The organism is Stenotrophomonas sp. PAMC25021 (genome assembly GCF_004795795.1).
Taxonomy (GTDB): Bacteria; Pseudomonadota; Gammaproteobacteria; order Xanthomonadales; family Xanthomonadaceae; genus Stenotrophomonas; species Stenotrophomonas muris.
This window is the reverse complement of record NZ_CP039255.1, coordinates 3,002,891-3,021,088: the sequence shown is the minus strand read 5'-3', so window position 1 is coordinate 3,021,088 and position 18,198 is coordinate 3,002,891. Positions and strand designations below refer to the sequence as shown.

The 18,198-nt window shown below is 65.6% G+C and carries 12 protein-coding genes; 2 read left to right on the top strand and 10 right to left on the bottom strand.

Going from position 1 to position 18,198, the window contains the following annotated elements; all coding sequences use genetic code 11:
* Position 1 precedes the first annotated feature (1 nt).
* From E5790_RS14095 to E5790_RS14080, 4 genes are read right to left on the bottom strand one after another with little or no spacing between them, the layout of a single operon-like run.
* Positions 2 to 535: a pilus assembly protein PilP gene (locus E5790_RS14095; protein WP_005418914.1), complete on the bottom strand. Its 534-nt coding sequence runs from the start codon at positions 533 to 535 to the stop codon at positions 2 to 4.
* Entirely contained in the window at positions 535 to 1,191 is a 657-nt protein-coding gene (gene pilO / locus E5790_RS14090) for a type 4a pilus biogenesis protein PilO (RefSeq protein WP_014648258.1), read from the bottom strand. Before pilO ends, E5790_RS14095 begins: the two co-directional genes overlap by 1 nt.
* Positions 1,188 to 2,069 carry a PilN domain-containing protein gene (locus tag E5790_RS14085; protein ID WP_014648259.1) on the bottom strand — a complete coding sequence of 294 codons (882 nt, stop codon included), beginning with the start codon at positions 2,067 to 2,069 and terminating at the stop codon, positions 1,188 to 1,190. The genes pilO and E5790_RS14085 overlap by 4 nt, the downstream gene beginning before the upstream one ends.
* The gene (locus tag E5790_RS14080; RefSeq protein WP_014038321.1) at positions 2,069 to 3,127 is read right to left on the bottom strand and encodes a pilus assembly protein PilM; all 1,059 of its coding nucleotides are present in this window, start codon (positions 3,125 to 3,127) and stop codon (positions 2,069 to 2,071) included. Before E5790_RS14080 ends, E5790_RS14085 begins: the two co-directional genes overlap by 1 nt.
* Positions 3,128 to 3,346: 219 nt before the next feature.
* Here E5790_RS14080 and E5790_RS14075 point away from each other — a divergent pair, with 219 nt between their 5' ends.
* Together E5790_RS14075 and E5790_RS14070 are read left to right on the top strand one after the other, a co-directional pair.
* On the top strand, positions 3,347 to 5,767 hold the full coding sequence (locus E5790_RS14075; RefSeq protein WP_046432301.1) for a penicillin-binding protein 1A: 2,421 nt from the start codon (positions 3,347 to 3,349) through the stop codon (positions 5,765 to 5,767).
* A 212-nt stretch (positions 5,768 to 5,979) separates the two neighbouring features.
* On the top strand, positions 5,980 to 6,624 hold the full coding sequence (locus E5790_RS14070) for a hypothetical protein (RefSeq protein ID WP_111206040.1): 645 nt from the start codon (positions 5,980 to 5,982) through the stop codon (positions 6,622 to 6,624).
* A 339-nt stretch (positions 6,625 to 6,963) separates the two neighbouring features.
* Here the strand turns inward: E5790_RS14070 and E5790_RS14065 are convergent, their stop codons facing one another.
* From E5790_RS14065 to E5790_RS14040, 6 genes are all read right to left on the bottom strand, one after another.
* On the bottom strand, positions 6,964 to 7,710 hold the full coding sequence (locus E5790_RS14065) for a hypothetical protein (RefSeq protein WP_111206039.1): 747 nt from the start codon (positions 7,708 to 7,710) through the stop codon (positions 6,964 to 6,966).
* A gap of 69 nt (positions 7,711 to 7,779) precedes the next feature.
* The gene (locus tag E5790_RS14060) at positions 7,780 to 12,960 is read right to left on the bottom strand and encodes an ESPR-type extended signal peptide-containing protein (RefSeq protein WP_111206038.1); all 5,181 of its coding nucleotides are present in this window, start codon (positions 12,958 to 12,960) and stop codon (positions 7,780 to 7,782) included.
* A 62-nt stretch (positions 12,961 to 13,022) separates the two neighbouring features.
* On the bottom strand, positions 13,023 to 13,730 hold the full coding sequence (locus tag E5790_RS14055; protein ID WP_014648264.1) for an alpha-fimbriae chaperone protein: 708 nt from the start codon (positions 13,728 to 13,730) through the stop codon (positions 13,023 to 13,025).
* A 17-nt stretch (positions 13,731 to 13,747) separates the two neighbouring features.
* The gene (locus tag E5790_RS14050) at positions 13,748 to 14,890 is read right to left on the bottom strand and encodes a CfaE/CblD family pilus tip adhesin (protein WP_111206037.1); all 1,143 of its coding nucleotides are present in this window, start codon (positions 14,888 to 14,890) and stop codon (positions 13,748 to 13,750) included.
* Complete coding sequence (locus E5790_RS14045) at positions 14,887 to 17,613, bottom strand: TcfC E-set like domain-containing protein (RefSeq protein WP_111206036.1); 2,727 nt, start codon at positions 17,611 to 17,613, stop codon at positions 14,887 to 14,889. The genes E5790_RS14050 and E5790_RS14045 overlap by 4 nt, the downstream gene beginning before the upstream one ends.
* A gap of 53 nt (positions 17,614 to 17,666) precedes the next feature.
* Positions 17,667 to 18,176 (bottom strand): CS1 type fimbrial major subunit, encoded by a 510-nt coding sequence (locus E5790_RS14040; RefSeq protein ID WP_111206035.1) that lies wholly within the window; start codon positions 18,174 to 18,176, stop codon positions 17,667 to 17,669.
* Positions 18,177 to 18,198: the final 22 nt, after the last annotated feature.

The window sequence follows — 18,198 nt, the reverse complement described above, 5'->3', positions numbered from 1 at the left end:
ATCATTGATCTTCAAGCGAGAGCGTTGCCGGCCGTTCCAGCCAGCCACCCGCGCCATCCGGCACCAGTTCGATCAGCTCCACGCGGTCTTCGAAGACCGCCGTGACCCGCCCGTCGCTCTGCCCCAGGTAACCGCCCGGGCGAACCCGGTAGGTGACCTTGTCCGGCCCCATCACCAGCGCCACGGTACCTGCGCCGGTACCGATGGTGCCGACCATGTCCAGCGCATCCAGCGGGAAGCCTTCCAGCGGCTCCTTGCGCCGGTTCGGGTCCGGTCGCAATCCGCCGTTCCCCTGCTGCGGATTGGTCCAGGCATCGGTGAACGGATCGCGCATGCCCTGCGCGGAGTATTCAAAGGTCTCGAACTGCTGCATCACCGGCAGCGGCTCCAGCGGTTGCGCCGGTCGCGCGCGCTCGCCTTCCACCCACTTCTCAAGGTTCGGTGCGTCGCCGGGCGTGCTGGTCACGCCACGGCCGCAACCAGCCAGCAGCAGCACAGCCAGCACCATCGCACCACGTACGGTCTGCGCGCGCATCACTTCTTGCCCTCCTTGCCAGCGTCGGACGCCTGCTGCGCCTGCACCTCGGTCTCGTCCAGGTAGCGGTAGGTCTTGACCGTACCGGACAGTTCCAGTGCACCGCTGCGGACGTTGCCGCCGGTCTTTTCCTTGGGCTTGAGGTTGATGTCATGCATGGTCAGGATCACCACCCGCGGCAGCGAGGCCACGCCACTGACGAACGCGCCGAACTGGTGGTAACTGCCCACCATGCGCAGCTTGATCGGCTTCTCGGCGTAGAACTCCTTGATCTGCTCCTGCTCCGGCTCGAACAGCTCGTTGGTCAGGCCGCTGGACAGCGCGGTCTGCGAGATGTCGATGATCAGGTCGGGCATTTCGGTCTTGCTCGGCAGCTGCCGCAGCATCTGCTGCAGCACCTGCTCCATCTGCGCCAGCTGCTGCTTCAGCGGCCCCAGGTTCACCGCGCGTTCCTGCTGCTTGGTGAACTCGGTGCGCAGCTCGACTTCCTTCGATTCCAGGCCGGCCAGTTCTTCGCGCTTGCCGCTGATCAGCAGCATCCACGCCACGAACATGATGACCAGCGCCAGCAACGAGCAGAAGACGATCTTGGCCTTCTGCGGCCAGTTGCCGATGTCGTTGAAATCCAGGTTCTTGATGTCGATCTTCTGGCTCATGCGCGGTCCCCCTGCAGCAGCGCATTGAAGGCCTGCGGCGGCTGCGCCAGGCGGCTGCCCTCAGGCTTCGGGGCAGGTGCCGGGGCCGGCGCGGCGGCCGGAGCGGCCGGTTGGTTCGGCTTGGCCGGCGTGGCCGGTGCAGTGGCCGGTGCGGCGGGAGCTGCTGCCGGCTGGCCCGCCGCCGGCGCCGCAGGCGTCGCGGCATCCGGACCTGCGGCCAACGGTGCCACCGGTGCCGGGGCAGCCGTCGCCACCGAGCCATCGGCGTTCAGGCCCGGCGTCGCCGACACCTCTTCGCTCTGTGCCGGCAGTTTCACCTTGACCACGAACACGTAGGGCAGCGCCTTGATGTCGGCCAGCGGGCCGGCCTTGCCGTCCTTGTCCTTCTCCGGGTCACGCGCTTCGATGATCGACAGCTCCGGGTTGGTCATCCAGCCGGAGGTCTCCAGGTTGCGCATGTAGGCCGAAACGCGGGCGTTGGACTGGGTGCGGCCTTCCAGCGTCAGTACATCCCCTTCCTGCTTCAGCGCGGTCAGCACCACGCCGTCGGGGATGGTGCGCACCAGCGCGTCGAACAGGTGGACCATCTGCGAGCGCTTGGCCTGCAGCTCCTCGATCACCTTCTTGCGCGCCAGCAGGCGTTCCTTCTGCGCGTCGAGGCGGTCGATCTCCTTGTTCTGTTCCTTGACCTTCTCGATCTCGGCTTCCAGATAGGCATTGCGGTCCATCTGGCCGCTCACCTGACGGTCGTAGTAGAACCAGATCATCAGCGACAGCAGCAGGCCACCGACGGCGGCCATGCCCAGCATTGCGTAGAACTCGCGCTGGCGTTGCTTGCGCCGCTCGGCGCGCCAGGGCAATAGATTGATGCGTGCCATCAGTCAAAGCTCCTCAGCGCCAGACCGGTCGCGATCATCAGCGCGGGGGCATCCTGGGCCAACGCATGCGCGTTCACCTTCGGCCCCAGGGTCATCTGCGCCAGCGGGTTGGCGACCACGGTCGGCACGCCCAGCTGTTCCTCGACCATCTCCGGCAGGCCACCGAGCACGGCGCAGCCGCCGGCCAGCACGATGTGATCGACGCGGTTGAATTCGCTGCCTGCGTAGAAGAACTGCAGCAGGCGGCTGATCTGCTGGACCGTGGCTTCCTTGAACGGCTCCAGCACTTCCATCTCGTAGCTTTCCGGCAGGCCGCCCTGGCGCTTGGCCAGCCCGGCTTCCTCGTAGCTCAGCCCGTAGCGGCGCATGATCTCATCGGTCAGCTGCTTGCCACCGAACACCTGCTCGCGGCTGTAGAGGCTGCGGCCGCCGCGCAGGACATTGAGCGTGGTCATGGTGGCGCCGATGTCGACCAGCGCGACCACGCCGTCGATGGATACCGGCAGCTCGCTGGCGACCAGAGCGTAGGCGTTCTCGACCGCGAAGGCCTCCACGTCCATCACCTTGGCCTGCAGGCCACCGAGTTCCAGCGCGGACTGGCGCAGCTCGACATTCTCCGAACGCGACGCGGCCAGCAGCACCTGGACCATCTCCGGGTTGTTCGGGATCGACCCGATCACCTCGAAGTCCAGGTTCACTTCCTCGATCGGATACGGAATGTAGTTGACCGCTTCCAGCTCGATCTGGGCTTCCATGTCGTTTTCGTCGAGATCGGCCGGCATCGGGATCACCTTGGTGATCACTGCCGACCCCGCGACGGCGGCAGCGGCCAATTTGGCCTTGCTGCCTGAACGGTTCATCGCCCGACGGATGGCCTCACCCACGGCCTCCACTTCAACGATGTTCTTCTCCACCACCGCATTGGGCGGCAGAGGTTCCACAGCGTAATGTTCCACGCGGAAACGATTGCCGCTGCGGGACAGCTGCAAAAGCTTTACCGCAGTCGAACTGATGTCGACGCCTACGAGCGGCGACTGACTTTTTGGGATGAGCCCCACGGTTTCTCCCCTGCCGACGGGCACTTGGACGCAAGACCTGCGCCCAAGCATTAATAACGTATTCTTAGCAAATGGCAACGGCCCTGCTGTGAATTCCTTCACGGATTCACCATGCAGCCCCTGACTGTTCCCCTTGCGCTCCCCGGTGCCGACCCCAGCCGGCACCTTGCGTAATCTATACTCTGCGACCACGAAATTCGCAATCGGAATCTGAACCCGATGACTCGACTCCGCCGCTGGCTGCGCTGGATCTTCTTGATTGTCCTGGTCCTGGCGCTGATCGGCGCGGCCGCCGTGGGCGGTCTGTACTACGCCGTTTCCTCCAAGCTTCCCGACGTGCAGACCCTGCGCGACGTGGAAATGCAGGAGCCGATGTACGTCTATGCTGCCGATGGCAAGCTGATGGCGGTGTTCGGCGAGACCCGGCGGACCCCGATCACCATGAAGGACGTGCCGGAGAAGCTGAAGCAGGCCTTCCTGGCGACCGAGGACGCCCGCTTCTACGAGCACGGCGGCGTGGACTACATGGGCATCGGCCGGGCGGTCTGGCTGCTGGCCACCACCAGCGACAAGCGCGTGCCGGGTGGCTCCACCATCACCCAGCAGGTGGCCCGCCAGTTCTTCCTCAGCTCCGAGTACAGCTACACCCGCAAGCTGGCCGAGATCCTGCTGGCGCGCAAGATCGAGTCCGAGCTGAGCAAGGACGAGATCTTCGAGCTGTACCTGAACAAGAGTTTCTTCGGCAACCGCGCCTACGGCGTGGCCGCTGCCGCCGAGTTCTATTACGGCAAGAAACTGAACGAGCTGGACCTGGATGAGATGGCCTCGCTGGCCGGCATCCCCAAGTTCCCCTCGTCGGGCAACCCGATCTCCAACCCCGAGCGTGCCCGCCAGCGCCGCGACAACTACGTGCTGCAGCGCATGGCCGACCTGAAATTCGTCAGCCAGGCCGAGGCCGACGCGGCCAAGGCCGTGCCGATGCACGCCACCGCGCATGAGCCGCCGGTGCAGGTCGATGCTCCGTACGTGGCCGAGCTGGTGCGCCAGGAGATGATCGCCCGCTTCGGCGGCGACGTGGTCAACAAGGGCTATCACGTCACCACTACCATCGACTCCACCCTGCAGACCGCCGCGAACCAGTCGGTGCGCGACGGCCTGCTGCTGTACGACCACCGCCACGGCTGGCACGGCGTGGAGAAGCAGGTGCAGGTGGGTGCCGGCGAAGACGCCGCCGCCCTGGCCGAGCACCTGCGCGGCATGTACGGCCAGGCCGGCCTGCTGCCGGCGATCGTCGCCAGTACCGGCGCCGACGGCAGCGCCACCGTGGTGCTGGCCAACCGCAGCGAGATCGTGCTGCCGGCCGGCGCCGCCAAGTGGACCAACAAGACCCCGGGCAAGCTGGTGCAGCGCGGTGACATCGTGCGCGTGCGCGCCGGGGCCAAGGAGGGCGAGTGGCTGCTGGACCAGATCCCGCGCGGCCAGTCCGCGCTGGTCTCGCTGGATGCCCACAGCGGCGCGCTGAAGGCGCTGGTGGGTGGCTTCAGCTTCTCCGGCAACAAGTTCAACCGCGCCACCCAGGCCCGCCGCCAGCCGGGTTCGAGCTTCAAGCCATTCGTCTACGCAGCCGCCTTCGACAAGGGCTACAACCCGGCCTCGATCGTGCTCGACGCCCCGGTCGTGTTCCGCGACCGCCGCGGCAAGACCTGGGCCCCGCAGAACGACGGCGGCGGCTTCCGCGGCCCGATGCGTCTGCGCGAAGCGCTGGTGCAGTCACGCAACCTGGTGTCGGTGCGCCTGCTCGATGGCATGGGCGTGGACTACGCACGCAAGTACATCAGCGAGTTTGGCTTTGCCGAATCGGAGCTGCCGCCGAACCTGTCGATGTCGCTGGGCACCGCCTCGCTGACCCCGCTGTCGGTGGCGCGCGGCTACGCCGTGTTCGCCAACGGCGGCTCGCGCGTGGACACCTGGCTGATCGACCAGGTCAATGACCGCGACGGCAACCTGGTGTTCAAGGAAAACCCGGCGCTGGCCTGCCGCGACTGCGCCGGCAGCAGTGACCAGCCGGTCAACCAGGTGGTGGACGGCTTCAACTTCGGCGCTCCGGCCCCGAAGGTGGACCCGGCCGCCGCCAAGGCCGAAGCCAAGGTCGAAACCCCGGCGGCACCGGCCAACCCGGATGCCCGCACTGCCCCGCGCGCGATCGACGCCCGCACCGCCTACCAGCTGGTATCGATGATGCGCGACGTGGTCCAGCGCGGTACCGGCGTCCAGGCCAAGGTGCTCGGCCGCGAGGACGTGGGCGGCAAGACCGGCTCCACCAACGACCACCGCGACGCCTGGTTCTCCGGCTTCGGTGGCCCGTACGTGACCACCGTGTGGGTGGGCCGCGACGACTTCCGTTCGCTGGGTTACCGCGAATACGGTGGCAAGGCCGCCCTGCCGATCTGGATCGACTACATGCGCACCGCGCTGAAGGACACCCCGATCGCGCAGAACGACCCGCCCAGCGGCATGGTCCAGGCCACCCTCAACGGCGCGACCGAGTGGGTGAAGGTGGAAGACATGGACCGCCTGACCGACTACGACCTGAACCTCAATACGCCGCAGGCCGACGCCGCCGCGTTCGATATCTTCTGAGGAAGGTTCTGGTGGGTGCCAACGGTGAGTTGGCACCCATGCGGCTGTAGAGCCGAGCCCATGCTCGGCTCCGGGCGCCTGCGGTAGAGCAGCCGAGCATGGGCTCGGCTCTACAGGATCAACGACACCCGCTTGCTCGCCTCCATGAAATACCCACGCGGATGTCACATCCTTGCGCTAGTCTGTAGCCAGGTCGCAACAGGAGTCATCGCATGCATCGCGCCCGTCAGCATGCTGCCAGCCAGACCCGCGAGCGGCGCCATCGCCTCGCCCACGAAGCCGCCCGCCTGATGGCCGAAGGCGGCATCCGCGACTACCACCAGGCCAAGTTGAAGGCCGCCAGCCGGCTCGGCATCCACGACGATGCCTCCCTGCCCCGCAACACCGAGATCGAAGACGCCCTCCGCGAGTACCAGCGGCTGTTCTCCGGCCCCCAGCACGGCAACGAACTGCAGCGCCGCCGCGAAGCCGCGTTGCGTGCGCTGGAGTTCCTGCACGGCTTCGCACCGCGCCTGGCCGGCCCGGTGCTGGAGGGCACCGCCGATGCCAACAGCCCCGTGCAGCTGCACCTGCACAGCGACGACCCGGAAGCCGTGCATCGCTTCCTCGACGAACACGGCATTCCCGCCGAATCGCGGACGCGCCGGTTGCGGATGGACCGCGAACGCTGCCTGGAGGTACCGGTGTGGGTGTTCAGCGCCGAGGAGCTGACCTTCGACCTGGCCGTGCTGCCGTATGACGCCCTGCGCCAGGCGCCCTTGTCGCCGGTGGATGAGAAGCCGATGCGACGCGCGTCTGTCGCACAGTTGCGGCAGCTGCTGGCCCAGGCGGAGATCACCGCGTATATCGGGGGGTGACGGTTGCGCCGACCTTGGGGTGCGGACCGTTGGTCCGCACTGTGCATCAGGCATGCGGACACCTGCCCCAAGAGCAGCCGAGCATGGCTCGGCTCTACAGAAGGCGCGTTGCCTGCTTCCTTCTTCTGGTAGGTGCGGACCGTTGGTCCGCACGGTGCATCAGGCGTGCGGACACCTGGCCCAAGAGCAGCCGAGCATGGCTCGGCTCTACAGAAGGCGCGCTGCCTGCTTCCTTCTTCTGGTGGGTGCGGACCGTTGGTCCGCACGATGCATCAGGCATGCGGACACCTGGCCCAAGAGCAGCCGAGCATGGCTCGGCTCTACAGAAGTCGCGCTGCCCTACCAGACATCATGGTGCTGCTCCTCCGGCTCATCGCCAAGCAGGCGCATCAGCCACGGTGCTCCCACCCGCTGCGGGTACGCCATCATCATCCGCGCGTGCATGTTCTGCAGATCGCCCAGCAACCAGGTCTGGTTGTAGACATCGCCGAACGGGTCCGACCACGCCGTCTGTATCCGCGCGCGCTCACCGCCGTTGAGGTTGGGCATCCTGTCCAACGGCACCTCCAGCACCGGCTCCAGCCCCCGGTTGATGGCCGCGTTCTCCGCCTCCGCCGCACGCATGAGCTCCAGCCGGTGGCTCACCTGCCAGCATAGGAAGGGGAAGCAGCTGCCCGTGGCTTCGATGTACGCCGCCATGTCGGCCAGCATGTGGGCTTTCAGCTGCCACACCCTCTCACTGTCCAGCAGTTGTCGCACCCGCAGGGTGCGCAGCGTTCCCGCGCGGACGTCTTCCGGCGTGGTGAACGGCTCGCCCGGTGTCGGGCCACCATGCCGCACCAGCACGATGCGATGGATCGCCTCCTGGGTGATGTTCTCCACGCGCACCGCGGCGGCCTCCGGATGCACGCGCGGTGGCGGCACGCTCGCCACCCGCCAGTGGTACCAGAGCACCAGCACCATGCCCACCAGGCACAACAAGGTGAACTGCACCCAGCGATCCAGATTGCGGGTGTAGTAGTAGAAACGCGCCCGCCACAGATAGAACGTGCGGTAGCTGATGAATCGGCTTACCCATCGATACATTGCCATCTCCTCGGCAAGGACCCCGGCGCGGCGGGGTTCATTACGCGCACCACGCCGGGGCTGCACGGCTTACCAGCCGATGCCCACGCCGACGCCCATGCTGCGCTCACCGCTGTTGGTGAACGCACCATTGAGGCTGAAGGTGGCCGAACCCTTCTCGTTCAGCACGCGCTGGTAGCCCACCGCCATCGCCGACTCACCCTCGCTGTAACCCACGCCCGCACCCAGGCGGTTGTAGGTGGCCAGGCCGGCGGTATTCATCGCCATCGCACTCTGTGCGCTGCTCATTGCCGCCATGCGGTTGAAGCGCTTGTCCATCTTGTCCAGGCGGCGCTCGAAGTTGCTGATCGCACCATCGGTGTACTCGTTGGCCCGGGCAAGCATCTTCTCCAGCTCGGCGGTATCGACCTGCGGCTTGGGCGTGTCGTCCTGCTTCGACTTCGGCTGCGGGGCTGGCTTGTCACCTTCACCGGTTGAGGCGATCTGCGGCGAGCCGCCGGTCTCCGGCGCCGGCGCGGTCTCTTCGGTGGATGGCGAAGGCGTGGATGCTGCCGCCGTGGCGCGGGCCTGCGGCTGACCGTCGATACGCTGCTCCAGCCCATCCATGCGGCCGTTGATCTGCTGCTGCATCGAATGCAGCTGGCCGCCGTTGACCGCATCGCGGCTGCCGGCCGCGATCAGGCCGTTGGCCACGTTGGAGATGACCATGCCGTTGGCACCGGCCAGGGTGAGCTGGTGGGTGCCGTCTGCACGCACCGACGGAGTTTCCTGGAACACGGAGCGGAGCTGTGATTCGACCTGGTTCACGCGCGAGGTGGTGCTGACGACTGCGCCGTCGAGCGCTTCCAATGCACCATTGAGCGTGGATTGGGACTGACCCTGCACGTTGAAGCTGGGGCCGACGATGTTGCCGTTGGCATCGACTTCGCTGCCGAGGGCGGAGAGTGCACCGCGCAGCTGGCCGACGGTGGCGGCGTTGTGGTTGGCGGTGCCGTTGGCGATGTTTACGAGGCGGCGTTCAGTTCCTGCACTCCCAAAGGATGCGGTTCCTGCCTCAGTAGCTTCAGACCCCACGCCCAAGGCCAATGATCCCTCCGCGCCCGCGTGAACTCTCGAACTTACACCAATTGAAACTCCGTTCGTCGACGCGACATGTGCACCAGCCCCCACCGCGAAGCCATTCAAAGAGTTCGCTGACACGGAAGATCCACGGCCTATAGCGACAGAGTTTACGCCCAGCGAAGAGGCAAACGAACCGACAGCCGTGCCCCCCTCGCCCTGCGTACGAGCCGAGTCACCAATGGCAACACCCAAGAATCCAGCGAAGGCATCTTCGCTCAGCTGATCCGTGTCAATTTTGAGGAAGCGACCCTGATGCTCGATCTTGGATACCCGATCACTGACGCCGAACAACTGGCGACCGGTGACCACGTCGTGACTATCCGCAGAAACCGAACCATCGGACACGCCAGTCAAACGCGCACCGCCGAAATCGATCGGGCCGCTCGCATCCAATCCACGCATTGCCTGCTCGCCCACCTCCCGCTCCTTGCGCATCGCCTCCAGATCGTTCCGATTCTGCGAGATCTTCTGCTCTGCGGCGTACAACTGACTGCCGGTTACGGCATCACGGCTTCCCGGCGCCACACGTCCGTCAGCCAGGTTGGTCAGCACCATGCCATTCACGCCATTCAGCACGATCTGGCTCATGCCGTCGGCGCGGGTCGAAGGTGAATCCTGGAAGATCGAACCCAGCCGGCCTTCCACCTTGTCCGCGCGACGGCCTGCGGTGACGACAGCGCCATCGAGTGCCATCAGCGCGTCCTCAACGGTGCCCTGAGTTCCACTCTGCACTGCATAAGTAGGGGCAATGATGTTGCCGTTGGCATCCATGCCTGCACCACCACCGAGAGTGGCGAGGGAGTCATTGAGCTGAGAAACGGTAGTGGCGTTGTGGTCGGCGGTGCCTCGGGCAATGTTGGTGAGTCGACGTTGAGTTGTGGCATTTCCAAAAGAGGCCGTTCCAGCCTCGTCTGCACCGGAGTCTGCACCCAACGCCAAAGAGCCAGCCGCTGAGCCTTCGACAACAGCACCTGCTCCGATTGCAACCCCACTGATTGCGTGCACCTGAGCGCCGGCCCCCATTGCAAAACCATCAGCGGCACCACCAGATACCCCAGCCCCACGGCCCACCGCTACCGAGTTCTTGCTCAGCGCCCTCGCAAATGCCCCCAGAGCTGTGGCTCCCTCCGCTCCGGCCTTCGCAGAATCTCCAATTGCCACCCCAAGCGAGGCCGCATCCGCCCGCTCGCTGAACGAATCGGTACCCACACTCACGTACAGATTGGCGTTCTCCAAATCCGAAATTCGATTGTTCGTTGTATACAATTGGCGGCCCGACACAGCTTCGCTACTGGAAGCGTCAACTCCCCCATCCGCCACACCACTGATCTTCCGGTCGGCATTGGCGCTGTTACGCACATTCAGGGTCGTACCGCTGTTTTTCTCTCCCAAACGAACATCGCCAGAGGCGGAGACCTGCGCCACCAGCCCGCCCAGAACCGCTGTTTCGGCCAGCGCCTTGGCCGCATCCACCTTTGCGAGTGTCGCATCCGCAGCCGCAGAGGTAGCCATGCCTTCCACAGCTACCACCTTCTCATTGGTGGCATTGAGCTGCCTGCCATTTACTGCTTCGTAGCTGCTGGCACTGATCGCACCATTGGCCACGCCGGTCAGCTTACGGTTCACATTCGCGATGTTGCGCACATCCAGTACGGTGCCGCTGTTCTTTTCACCCAGGCGGACAATCCCCGTGGCCGAAACCTGCCCGACCAACCCACCCAGAACGGTGACTTCAGCCAAGGCCTTGGTGGCATCAACCTGTGCGGCATTGGCGGTGGTCTGCGCGCCGTTGGCGGCATTCTGTGCAGTCGTTACCCGGCCGTTGGTTTCATTCAACTGCTTGCCCGTAATGGCCTCGGTACTGCTGCTGCTGACAGCGCCATCCGCAAGGTTGACGATCTTGCGCTTGATACTGGAGCTGCCGACCGAGACCTGATTGATGCCGGTGGTCTGGGAGCCGTTGCCCAGAGCGACACTTCCCGTGTGCGATGCCAGGGCGCGGTCGCCCAACGCAATGGCACTTTCGGCACCCGCCTTTGCAAGATTGCCAAGCGCCGTCGAATACAAACCCGATGCGGCGGCCTCCCGGCCAATGGCGACGGCCTGATTGCCGCTCGCATCTGCCTTGTAGCCCAGCGCGGCGGCATGGGTCGCCGCGGCCGTCGCATCATTGCCTACGGCCACGGCGCGATCGCCCACTGCCGAAGCACGCAGGCCTGCCGCCACCGCGCCGTTGCCACTACGCGTTGCAGCACCGAGAGCGACTGCACCGGTGGCAGCGCTCTTGTCACCGTTGGCGTCGACACTGGCCCGAGCATCTGCACCAACTGCGATGCTGTTGGTGTTGTAGGCCTTCGCCGAGCGCCCCATCGCTACGCTGGCGGTGCTTCCGCTCCCCTCCGCCTCTGCCGCCAGCCCGATAGCCGGGGCGGATGCGTTCAGGCGCGCGATTGCCGCGTCTGCGGCGCGCTGTGCATCTTCCACCTTGGTGTTGGTGGCATTCAACTGCTTGCCTGACACAGCATCCGTGCTGGTCGTGCTCAGCGTGGCATCCGCCACGCCCGTGATCGTGCGACTGGCGCTGGCGCTGTTGCGGACGTCCAGTACGGTGCCGCTGTTGCTTGCACCTACACGAACGTTCCCCGAGGCAGACGTCTGGCTCAGAAGACCGGAAAGCACATTGGCTTTTGCCAGCGCGCTGTCGGCATTGCTCTTGGCGGAGTCGGCGACGGACCGTGCGGCCGTTACATTGGTGTTGGTGGCATTCAGCTGCTTGCCAGACACAGCCTCCGTGCTGGTCGTACTCAGCGTGGCGTCTGCGACGCCCGTGATCTTACGGCTGGCGTTTGCGCTGTTGCGTACATCCAGTACGGTGCCACTGTTGCTTGCGCCGAGGCGGACGTTCCCCGAGGCAGACGTCTGGCTCAGAAGGCCGGAAATCACATTGGCTTTTGCCAGCGCGCTGTCGGCATTGGTCTTGGCGGAGTCGGCGACGGACCGTGCGGCCGCTACATTGGTGTTGGTGGCATTCAGCTGCTTGCCAGACACAGCCTCCGCGCTGGTCGTACTCAGCGTGGCGTCTGCCACGCCCGTGATCTTACGGCTGGCGTTTGCGCTGTTGCGCACATCCAGTACGGTGCCGCTGTTGCTTGCGCCGAGGCGGACGTTGCCGGACGCAGACGTCTGATTGAGCAGCCCAGTCAGGGCATTGGCTCTGAGCAGGGCGTTGTCCGCAGTCGACTTGGCGGTATTGGCGGTGCTCAGCGCGGTGTTGGCGTTCGAATTTGCGGTGCCAGCCACGCTTCCAATGGCGCTGACAGTCTGGTTTGTTTCGTACAGTTGCCCGCCCGTTACGGCATCGGTGCTCCCATAGGACGTACTGCCGCGGGCAACGTTGACGATTCTCCGTTTGTTGCTCGAACTCCCGACCGATACGATATTGTCCTCATAGGCTGTGGAACCGTTTCCCAGGGCAACCGAGTTATAGGCCAAGGCATTGGCACGGTACCCCAGTGCCACCCCATCGTATCGAGCGACCGCCTGATGGCCGATTGATACAGCACCGGAGACGCCACTCGTTCCAGCACGAGCGTCTGCGCCAATGGCAATGGCACCCACGCCGCCATTGGTGGTGACCTGCGCGCCACTTCCCACTGCTACGCTGTTGACGCCGCTGCCCCAGGAATTGTTGCCCAGCGCGGTTGAGCCCAGACCATGCGCGCGTGCATTCGAACCCACGGCAGTGTTGTAGCCACCGGTCACCTCGACGCGGTAGCCAAACGCAGTGTTGTGATCGCCGTTGCGCTTGATACCGTCACCCCAGATCGTCTCACCTACGGCCAGGAGACCGGCGCGGGAAAGGTCATCTGTTGCCTTGAGCAACGAATTCATGCGCACCGTGTTCGTCGCAGAAGCATCCGGGGCGCACTCGGTCTGCTCGGACTCGCAGTGCGCAGGCTCCATCGCCTGCGCCAGCGGCAGGAAGAAGAAACAAGCAGCCAGTACAGCGCAGTTTCCCGACAAGCGTGCTCCGCCACCGTGCGGTTTCCCACGCAACGCACTCAACTCACTGCCAACCACCCAGCACTGCTTGGCGGTACTCCAGATACGACGATAGATGTGGTTCATGCTCTCTCCCTTAACAGGACATCGAAAATGAGGCCCCGCGCACAGCGCGGGGCCAGGAACGATCAGGCGCTTGGCGCCAGGGTGGTTACGTGCTCGCGGTAGCCGTCCTTGGACAGGCGGTAATGCAGCTGCACGGTGTTGCCCGGCTGAGGCTGGAACGGCAGCTTCAGCTCCGCATCCGGGTACAGGCTTTTGGCAAAGTCGTGGGTCGTGCAGGCACCACTGCCGGTGCACTCGGCCAGCCCTGTGATGCCGACCCGCAAGGTCCCCACGTTGCGCAGGGTGTCGCCCTGCAGTTGCAGATCCACGCTGCCATTGGCGGGCAGCACGTTCACCAGCGCACCCCAGACCAGGCTGACGCCGACGTTGGCCTGTGCCGCCTGCTCGTCACCCTCGAGCAGGGTCCCGTCCGGTCCCCTGACACCCTCGAAGTAGACGCGGTAGGCCACTTCCTTCTCCACGCTGCGTAGCGGAATCACCCGGATCAGGCGATTGCCTCCGCCACTGAGTGCGAACTTCCCAGGGGTGATGGCGACCGCGGCATCGGCCGCCTCCATGTCCACCTCTTCCTCGCCAGCCTGGGCGGGATTCGAGATGCGCAACAGGCGTGCCTGCACGTACTGCGGCTGGGTGGAGTGCGAGTAGACGCGGATCTGCGTACCGCGTTTGCCATCGACGGCCGCGCGCATTGGATGGATCGAGAGGTTGGCATGTACCGGCGGCGCCAGCAGCGCGCTCAACGGCAGCAGACAGAACAGCAGCTTCTTCATGATGAGGCTCCGTGGGATCAGGGTTTGGCGGTCGGCACGCGCAGCTCTACCGTCAGCTCGCCGTCGTAAAGACCGGGCCGCTTGCTGGCGATGGGGGTAGGCGGCGTTTCCAGCACCAGCGGCGTGGGCACGCAGTACACGGGTTGGCTGATGCCCGGCAGCATCACCAGCCGCAACTGCGCGCTGTCGATACCGCGTAGCAGCTGTTCTTCGCCGTTCTTCATCGCCAGACGGTTGCCGCCGTATTTCAGGCTGACCTGGTAGTCGAGGCGCTGGGTGTCATCGCTGCCGCCGTCCCCGTGCCAGACCGCGAAGTCCCGCCCCGGTGGTGGTCGCGGCCCGCTATCCCGCACGGTGACGCCGAGGAACTCGCTCTGCGAGCCCACGCCGTCGTACAGGCACATGTCCACTTCCTTGTATCCGCCGACTACCTTGCGGATGGGGTCGTAGCGCAGGTCCATGTTGACCAGTGGGGCAATGCCGTCGAAGCCGGGAAAGTAGATCGAGATCGCGTCGTAGTCGGTGACGGTGAAATCGAAGTTGAAGGTGGCTGTGGCGACTGGTGGTGCGGTTGGATCGGCCTTGATGTTCAGGCGCATCGTGGCCTTCCAGTGGCCTGCGACGAGTCGCGAGATTTCATACTGAGGCAAGATCAGCTCGATGCCAGTTCCAATCGGCTCATCTGGGATCCCCACACTGCATTGAAACCAGTACGCTGAGTGCAAGGGGCGCAAACTTTCATGCCAGAAATCGCCTGCGCAGATCCGCCCTGACATGATTCTCCGCATGCTTCCAATCGTGCGCACTTGGGATGTCAGACCTGTCCGTTGCTCCGTAAAGCGCAGCACCACTTCTGAAGTCCCCGATGCAAGGGCGAGCTCACCTTCCGTCGGGCACTTCCCAAACTCACTATCAGAAGCAGACCCACAAACCACATGGATCTGCCCATACTTAATCGCCAGGTCGTGACTGAACCCCAGCACCGTCCGTGGCGCCCACAGCTCCACATCGCCCGGTACCGCCGAGCGATCCCAGCTCATCACGATGTCCCGGCTCTGGTCCGTCGGATGCGTCTCCGGCGGCCACTGCGCCCGCGCCCGTGGCATCACCAGCACCAGCGCACACACCAGCATCAACACACACATCCAACGCCGGCTCATGGCGTACCTCCTGCAGCAGCGGTCTGGGGCGTGGCGGCAATCAACGCGCGTTCCTGCAGCAGGCGGGTCACGCGGGCCTGCTGGCGGATCTCGGGCGGCAGCTGGGCCACGGCCAGCGGCTCGCAGTGCACGGCGCCGACCAGCAGCACCACCTGGCGGCGCTCGCGCACCTGCAACGGGCAGTGCAGCAGGCGGTCGTCCTGCAGCAGGTACAGCGTTGTTTCGCGGCGCGGGAAATCGGCAACAAAGCTGCCGTTGGCGCTGGTGCCGGGCACCGGCGCGTTGAGGATGCGGGCGCCGCCCAGCGGCGACCCCGCAAGGTCCTTGGCGTTGCCGATGAAGGTGTAGGTCACTTCGATCGGCACTGGCATGCGCATCAGCTTGCCGGGCGTGAGGAACATCGGCCGTGCACCGCCCACGCCGGTCACGCGGATCGCGGCGATGCTGTCCAGCGTGCTGGCATCCTGCACTTCGGCGCGCTGCGACTGATAGGCCTGCAGCGGCAGCAGCCGGCGCTCGCCGATCTGCAGACGCTGTCGGCGCAGCCCACCCACCTGCAATTCCGCGGCCACGCCATGCAGGTCGGCATCGTCGAAACCGTCCACCTGCACGGCCAAGCCGGCCTCGGCGCCGTTGGCACCGCTCCAGTAGAAACCACGACGGCCCAGTGCGAAGCCGGAGCTGTGGCTGCCGCTGTAGCCGGTCTCGCCACGCCCCCGCTGCTGATAGTGCGCGATGCTGGCGGTGGTGTTGCCGATGCCGTTCTGCAGCTGGCCACTCAGTGACGCGCTGTAGCGATCGTTGTTGTTGGCGCGCAGTTCGGCGTTCAGCTCCCGATAGTGCGTGTCCCGGTCCTGGCGCAGGCTCTGGCCCACGCTGTAGTCGATGGCCGGGCGCTGATGCTGCGGCTGGCGCACGTCCACCGCGTAGCGGCGCTGGCCGCTGCTGTCATGGTTGCGCTGCAGGCGGGTCAGGCTGAGGTTGAAGTAGATGCCACGGTCACGCTCGTTGCTGCCGCGCACGCTGTCGGTGCTGCGCTGCTGCCATAGCCCCACGCGCGTGTACACGCTGAAGTCCTGCCAGCGGTGGCTGCGGCTGAAGCTGGCCTGCCAGGTCCGGCTGAGCACGGGCTCGCGGCGCGGCTCCAGCGGACCGGGCGGCAGCAAGGGATCCAGCCCGAACAACGGGTCCTGCTCGAATTCAGGCCGATGCCAGCCGGTGCGCCAGGTCTGGCGCCGGGTGTAGCCCACGTAGACGTTGCCGCCGGCCAGCGGCAGCGATACCGAGCCGCTGAGTGAGTTGGTGCAGCCCAGCTGGTCGCGTGCATCGGCCTCGAACTGGCAGGCCTTGCCGCGCATGCGCTGCTGGTAAAGATTCCACGACGCCTTGCGCCGGTATGACAGCTGGTGCTGCTGACCATTGCTGCCATCGCTTCCACGCATGCCGCTGAGCGAGGCGCGCATTTCCTGGGTGGCCAGCACGCGGCGCAGGTCCAGGCGCAGCTCGCCGTAGCTGTGGCCGCCGAGGTTGGCAGCGCCGGCAGTCATGGCGGCATCGCGGCCCAACGGCACACGTACGCCCGCCACCGCAACCGACTCACCGTCGAAACGATCGCTGCGTCGCTCGTTGCGGCGGCCGCCCTGCACGAACCACTGCCACTGGCTGTTGGTCCAGTCGCCGCCCTTGTCGAACGGCGCCTCCTCGGTGCGCACCAGCACACCGTCCTCGTAGATGCGCATGCGCACCAGGTAGTTGCCGAACGGGAAATTGCGGGTGTCGATCTGGTTGATGCCGGCCTGCAGGTAGAAGGTCTGCAGCAGCCGCTCGCCATCGAACACATCGACGCGAGCGTCGCGCGCCAGCAGCACCGTCAGCGGCGTGGCCTGCACGGCGGCATCGGTGTCCACATAGGCCTGGGTGGTACCCACGCGCGCGCCCTGGAAACGGTCCAGCGGCAGCATGCTGAAACTGAAGGTGCCACCCTGCGGGCTGGACAGGTTGCGGCGATCCATGCGCCCGAGCTGCAGGTAATGCGCCTGGCCCAGGTCATGGCGGTAATAGACGTTGTCGAACTGGAAGTCGTCGTCACTTCGGCTGCGGTAGCGTTGCTGGGTGTAGTACCACTCGGCGGACAGATGACCGCGGTCGAACAGGCCCAGCGTGCCCACGCCGCGCGCGGACAGTGCCTGGTAATCGCGACCACCGCTCACATTGAGCGTCTGCTGGTGCAGGAAGGCGTTCTCGGCATTGGCCGTGACCTTGTGGTAACGCTCCGCTGCCGGCTCGCCGGGAATCCACTGCCGCGCCACGAACAGGCGCACGGCGCCCTCGCCTTCGTCGTACAGCGCGCGCGCCGCGGTGGGCTCTTCGGGCGGGTCCAGATAGCCGCACCCCGCCGTGGCGCCACCAAAGCGGCAGGCCAGGTGGCTGTTGCGCGGCAACGGTTGCGACAGCGCCGGTAGCAACGCGGCCTGTGCTTCGGCAGGCAGGGCCAGCGCCTGCAGCACGCGCGCAGGATCTTCCAGCTGCACGTGCTCCAGGGTCACGCGCACCGGCGACAGCCCGGCCGAGCGGCCGAACAGCTGGATGTCGAGTTGTTCGGTCTGGCCATCGACCAGATCCTCGAAACCGGCGGGCACGCCGCGGGCCGCCACCAAGGGAGCAACCATTGCCAGGGCGAGCGCGACCGCCAGCCGAGTGACGGCGGGGGCGTGTCGAATCATGGGGGTACCGCTGTAGAAGCGGCCGGCCCGGCGTGCGGACCGGCGCGCGGGGATTACGGCGTGGTGGCCTTCTGGTTCAACACGACGCTGACGATGCCGGCGTAGCGGCCCTTGGTGGCAATCGGCGCCGGCGTGGTCTGGGCAATGGTCAACGGCATCGAAATCGAGGCGCCCGGAGTGGAGCCGGCGCCGGTGAACAGATCAGCCGCCTTGTACTCGATGGCAGTGGTACCCAGTGCGCGGTTGTTGAGGCTGATGGTCATCGGCACGGTGACGGCGCCGGTCTCGTTGGCCAGCACGAATGGACCGTCGATACGGGCCTCGATATCGGCGGCTTCATCGTTGGAGTGGATGCGGACGCGCTGGGTGTCCGGAATCAGGCCGCGCAGCGGATCGTGGGTCAGCGTGACCAGGTCCGGCAGCGGGGTGCCGTCATCGCGCAGCAGCGCCAGGGTCGGATCGACGTCGGCGTAGACGGAGATCCTGGTTTCAACAGCGTGCGCGGACAGTGAAGCAGTGGCCAGCGCTGCAGCGAGCGCGGCCTTCTTGATAATGGCGTGCATGATTGTCTCTCTCGGACAAGGG

Coding starts and splice junctions, on each gene's coding strand:
- E5790_RS14095 (WP_005418914.1), bottom strand. CDS start 535: ATGCGCGCGCAGACCGTACGTGGTGCGATGGTGCTGGCTGTGCTGCTG.
- pilO (WP_014648258.1), bottom strand. CDS start 1,191: ATGAGCCAGAAGATCGACATCAAGAACCTGGATTTCAACGACATCGGC.
- E5790_RS14085 (WP_014648259.1), bottom strand. CDS start 2,069: ATGGCACGCATCAATCTATTGCCCTGGCGCGCCGAGCGGCGCAAGCAA.
- E5790_RS14075 (WP_046432301.1), top strand. CDS start 3,347: ATGACTCGACTCCGCCGCTGGCTGCGCTGGATCTTCTTGATTGTCCTG.
- E5790_RS14070 (WP_111206040.1), top strand. CDS start 5,980: ATGCATCGCGCCCGTCAGCATGCTGCCAGCCAGACCCGCGAGCGGCGC.
- E5790_RS14065 (WP_111206039.1), bottom strand. CDS start 7,710: ATGTATCGATGGGTAAGCCGATTCATCAGCTACCGCACGTTCTATCTG.
- E5790_RS14060 (WP_111206038.1), bottom strand. CDS start 12,960: ATGAACCACATCTATCGTCGTATCTGGAGTACCGCCAAGCAGTGCTGG.
- E5790_RS14055 (WP_014648264.1), bottom strand. CDS start 13,730: ATGAAGAAGCTGCTGTTCTGTCTGCTGCCGTTGAGCGCGCTGCTGGCG.
- E5790_RS14050 (WP_111206037.1), bottom strand. CDS start 14,890: ATGAGCCGGCGTTGGATGTGTGTGTTGATGCTGGTGTGTGCGCTGGTG.
- E5790_RS14045 (WP_111206036.1), bottom strand. CDS start 17,613: ATGATTCGACACGCCCCCGCCGTCACTCGGCTGGCGGTCGCGCTCGCC.
- E5790_RS14040 (WP_111206035.1), bottom strand. CDS start 18,176: ATGCACGCCATTATCAAGAAGGCCGCGCTCGCTGCAGCGCTGGCCACT.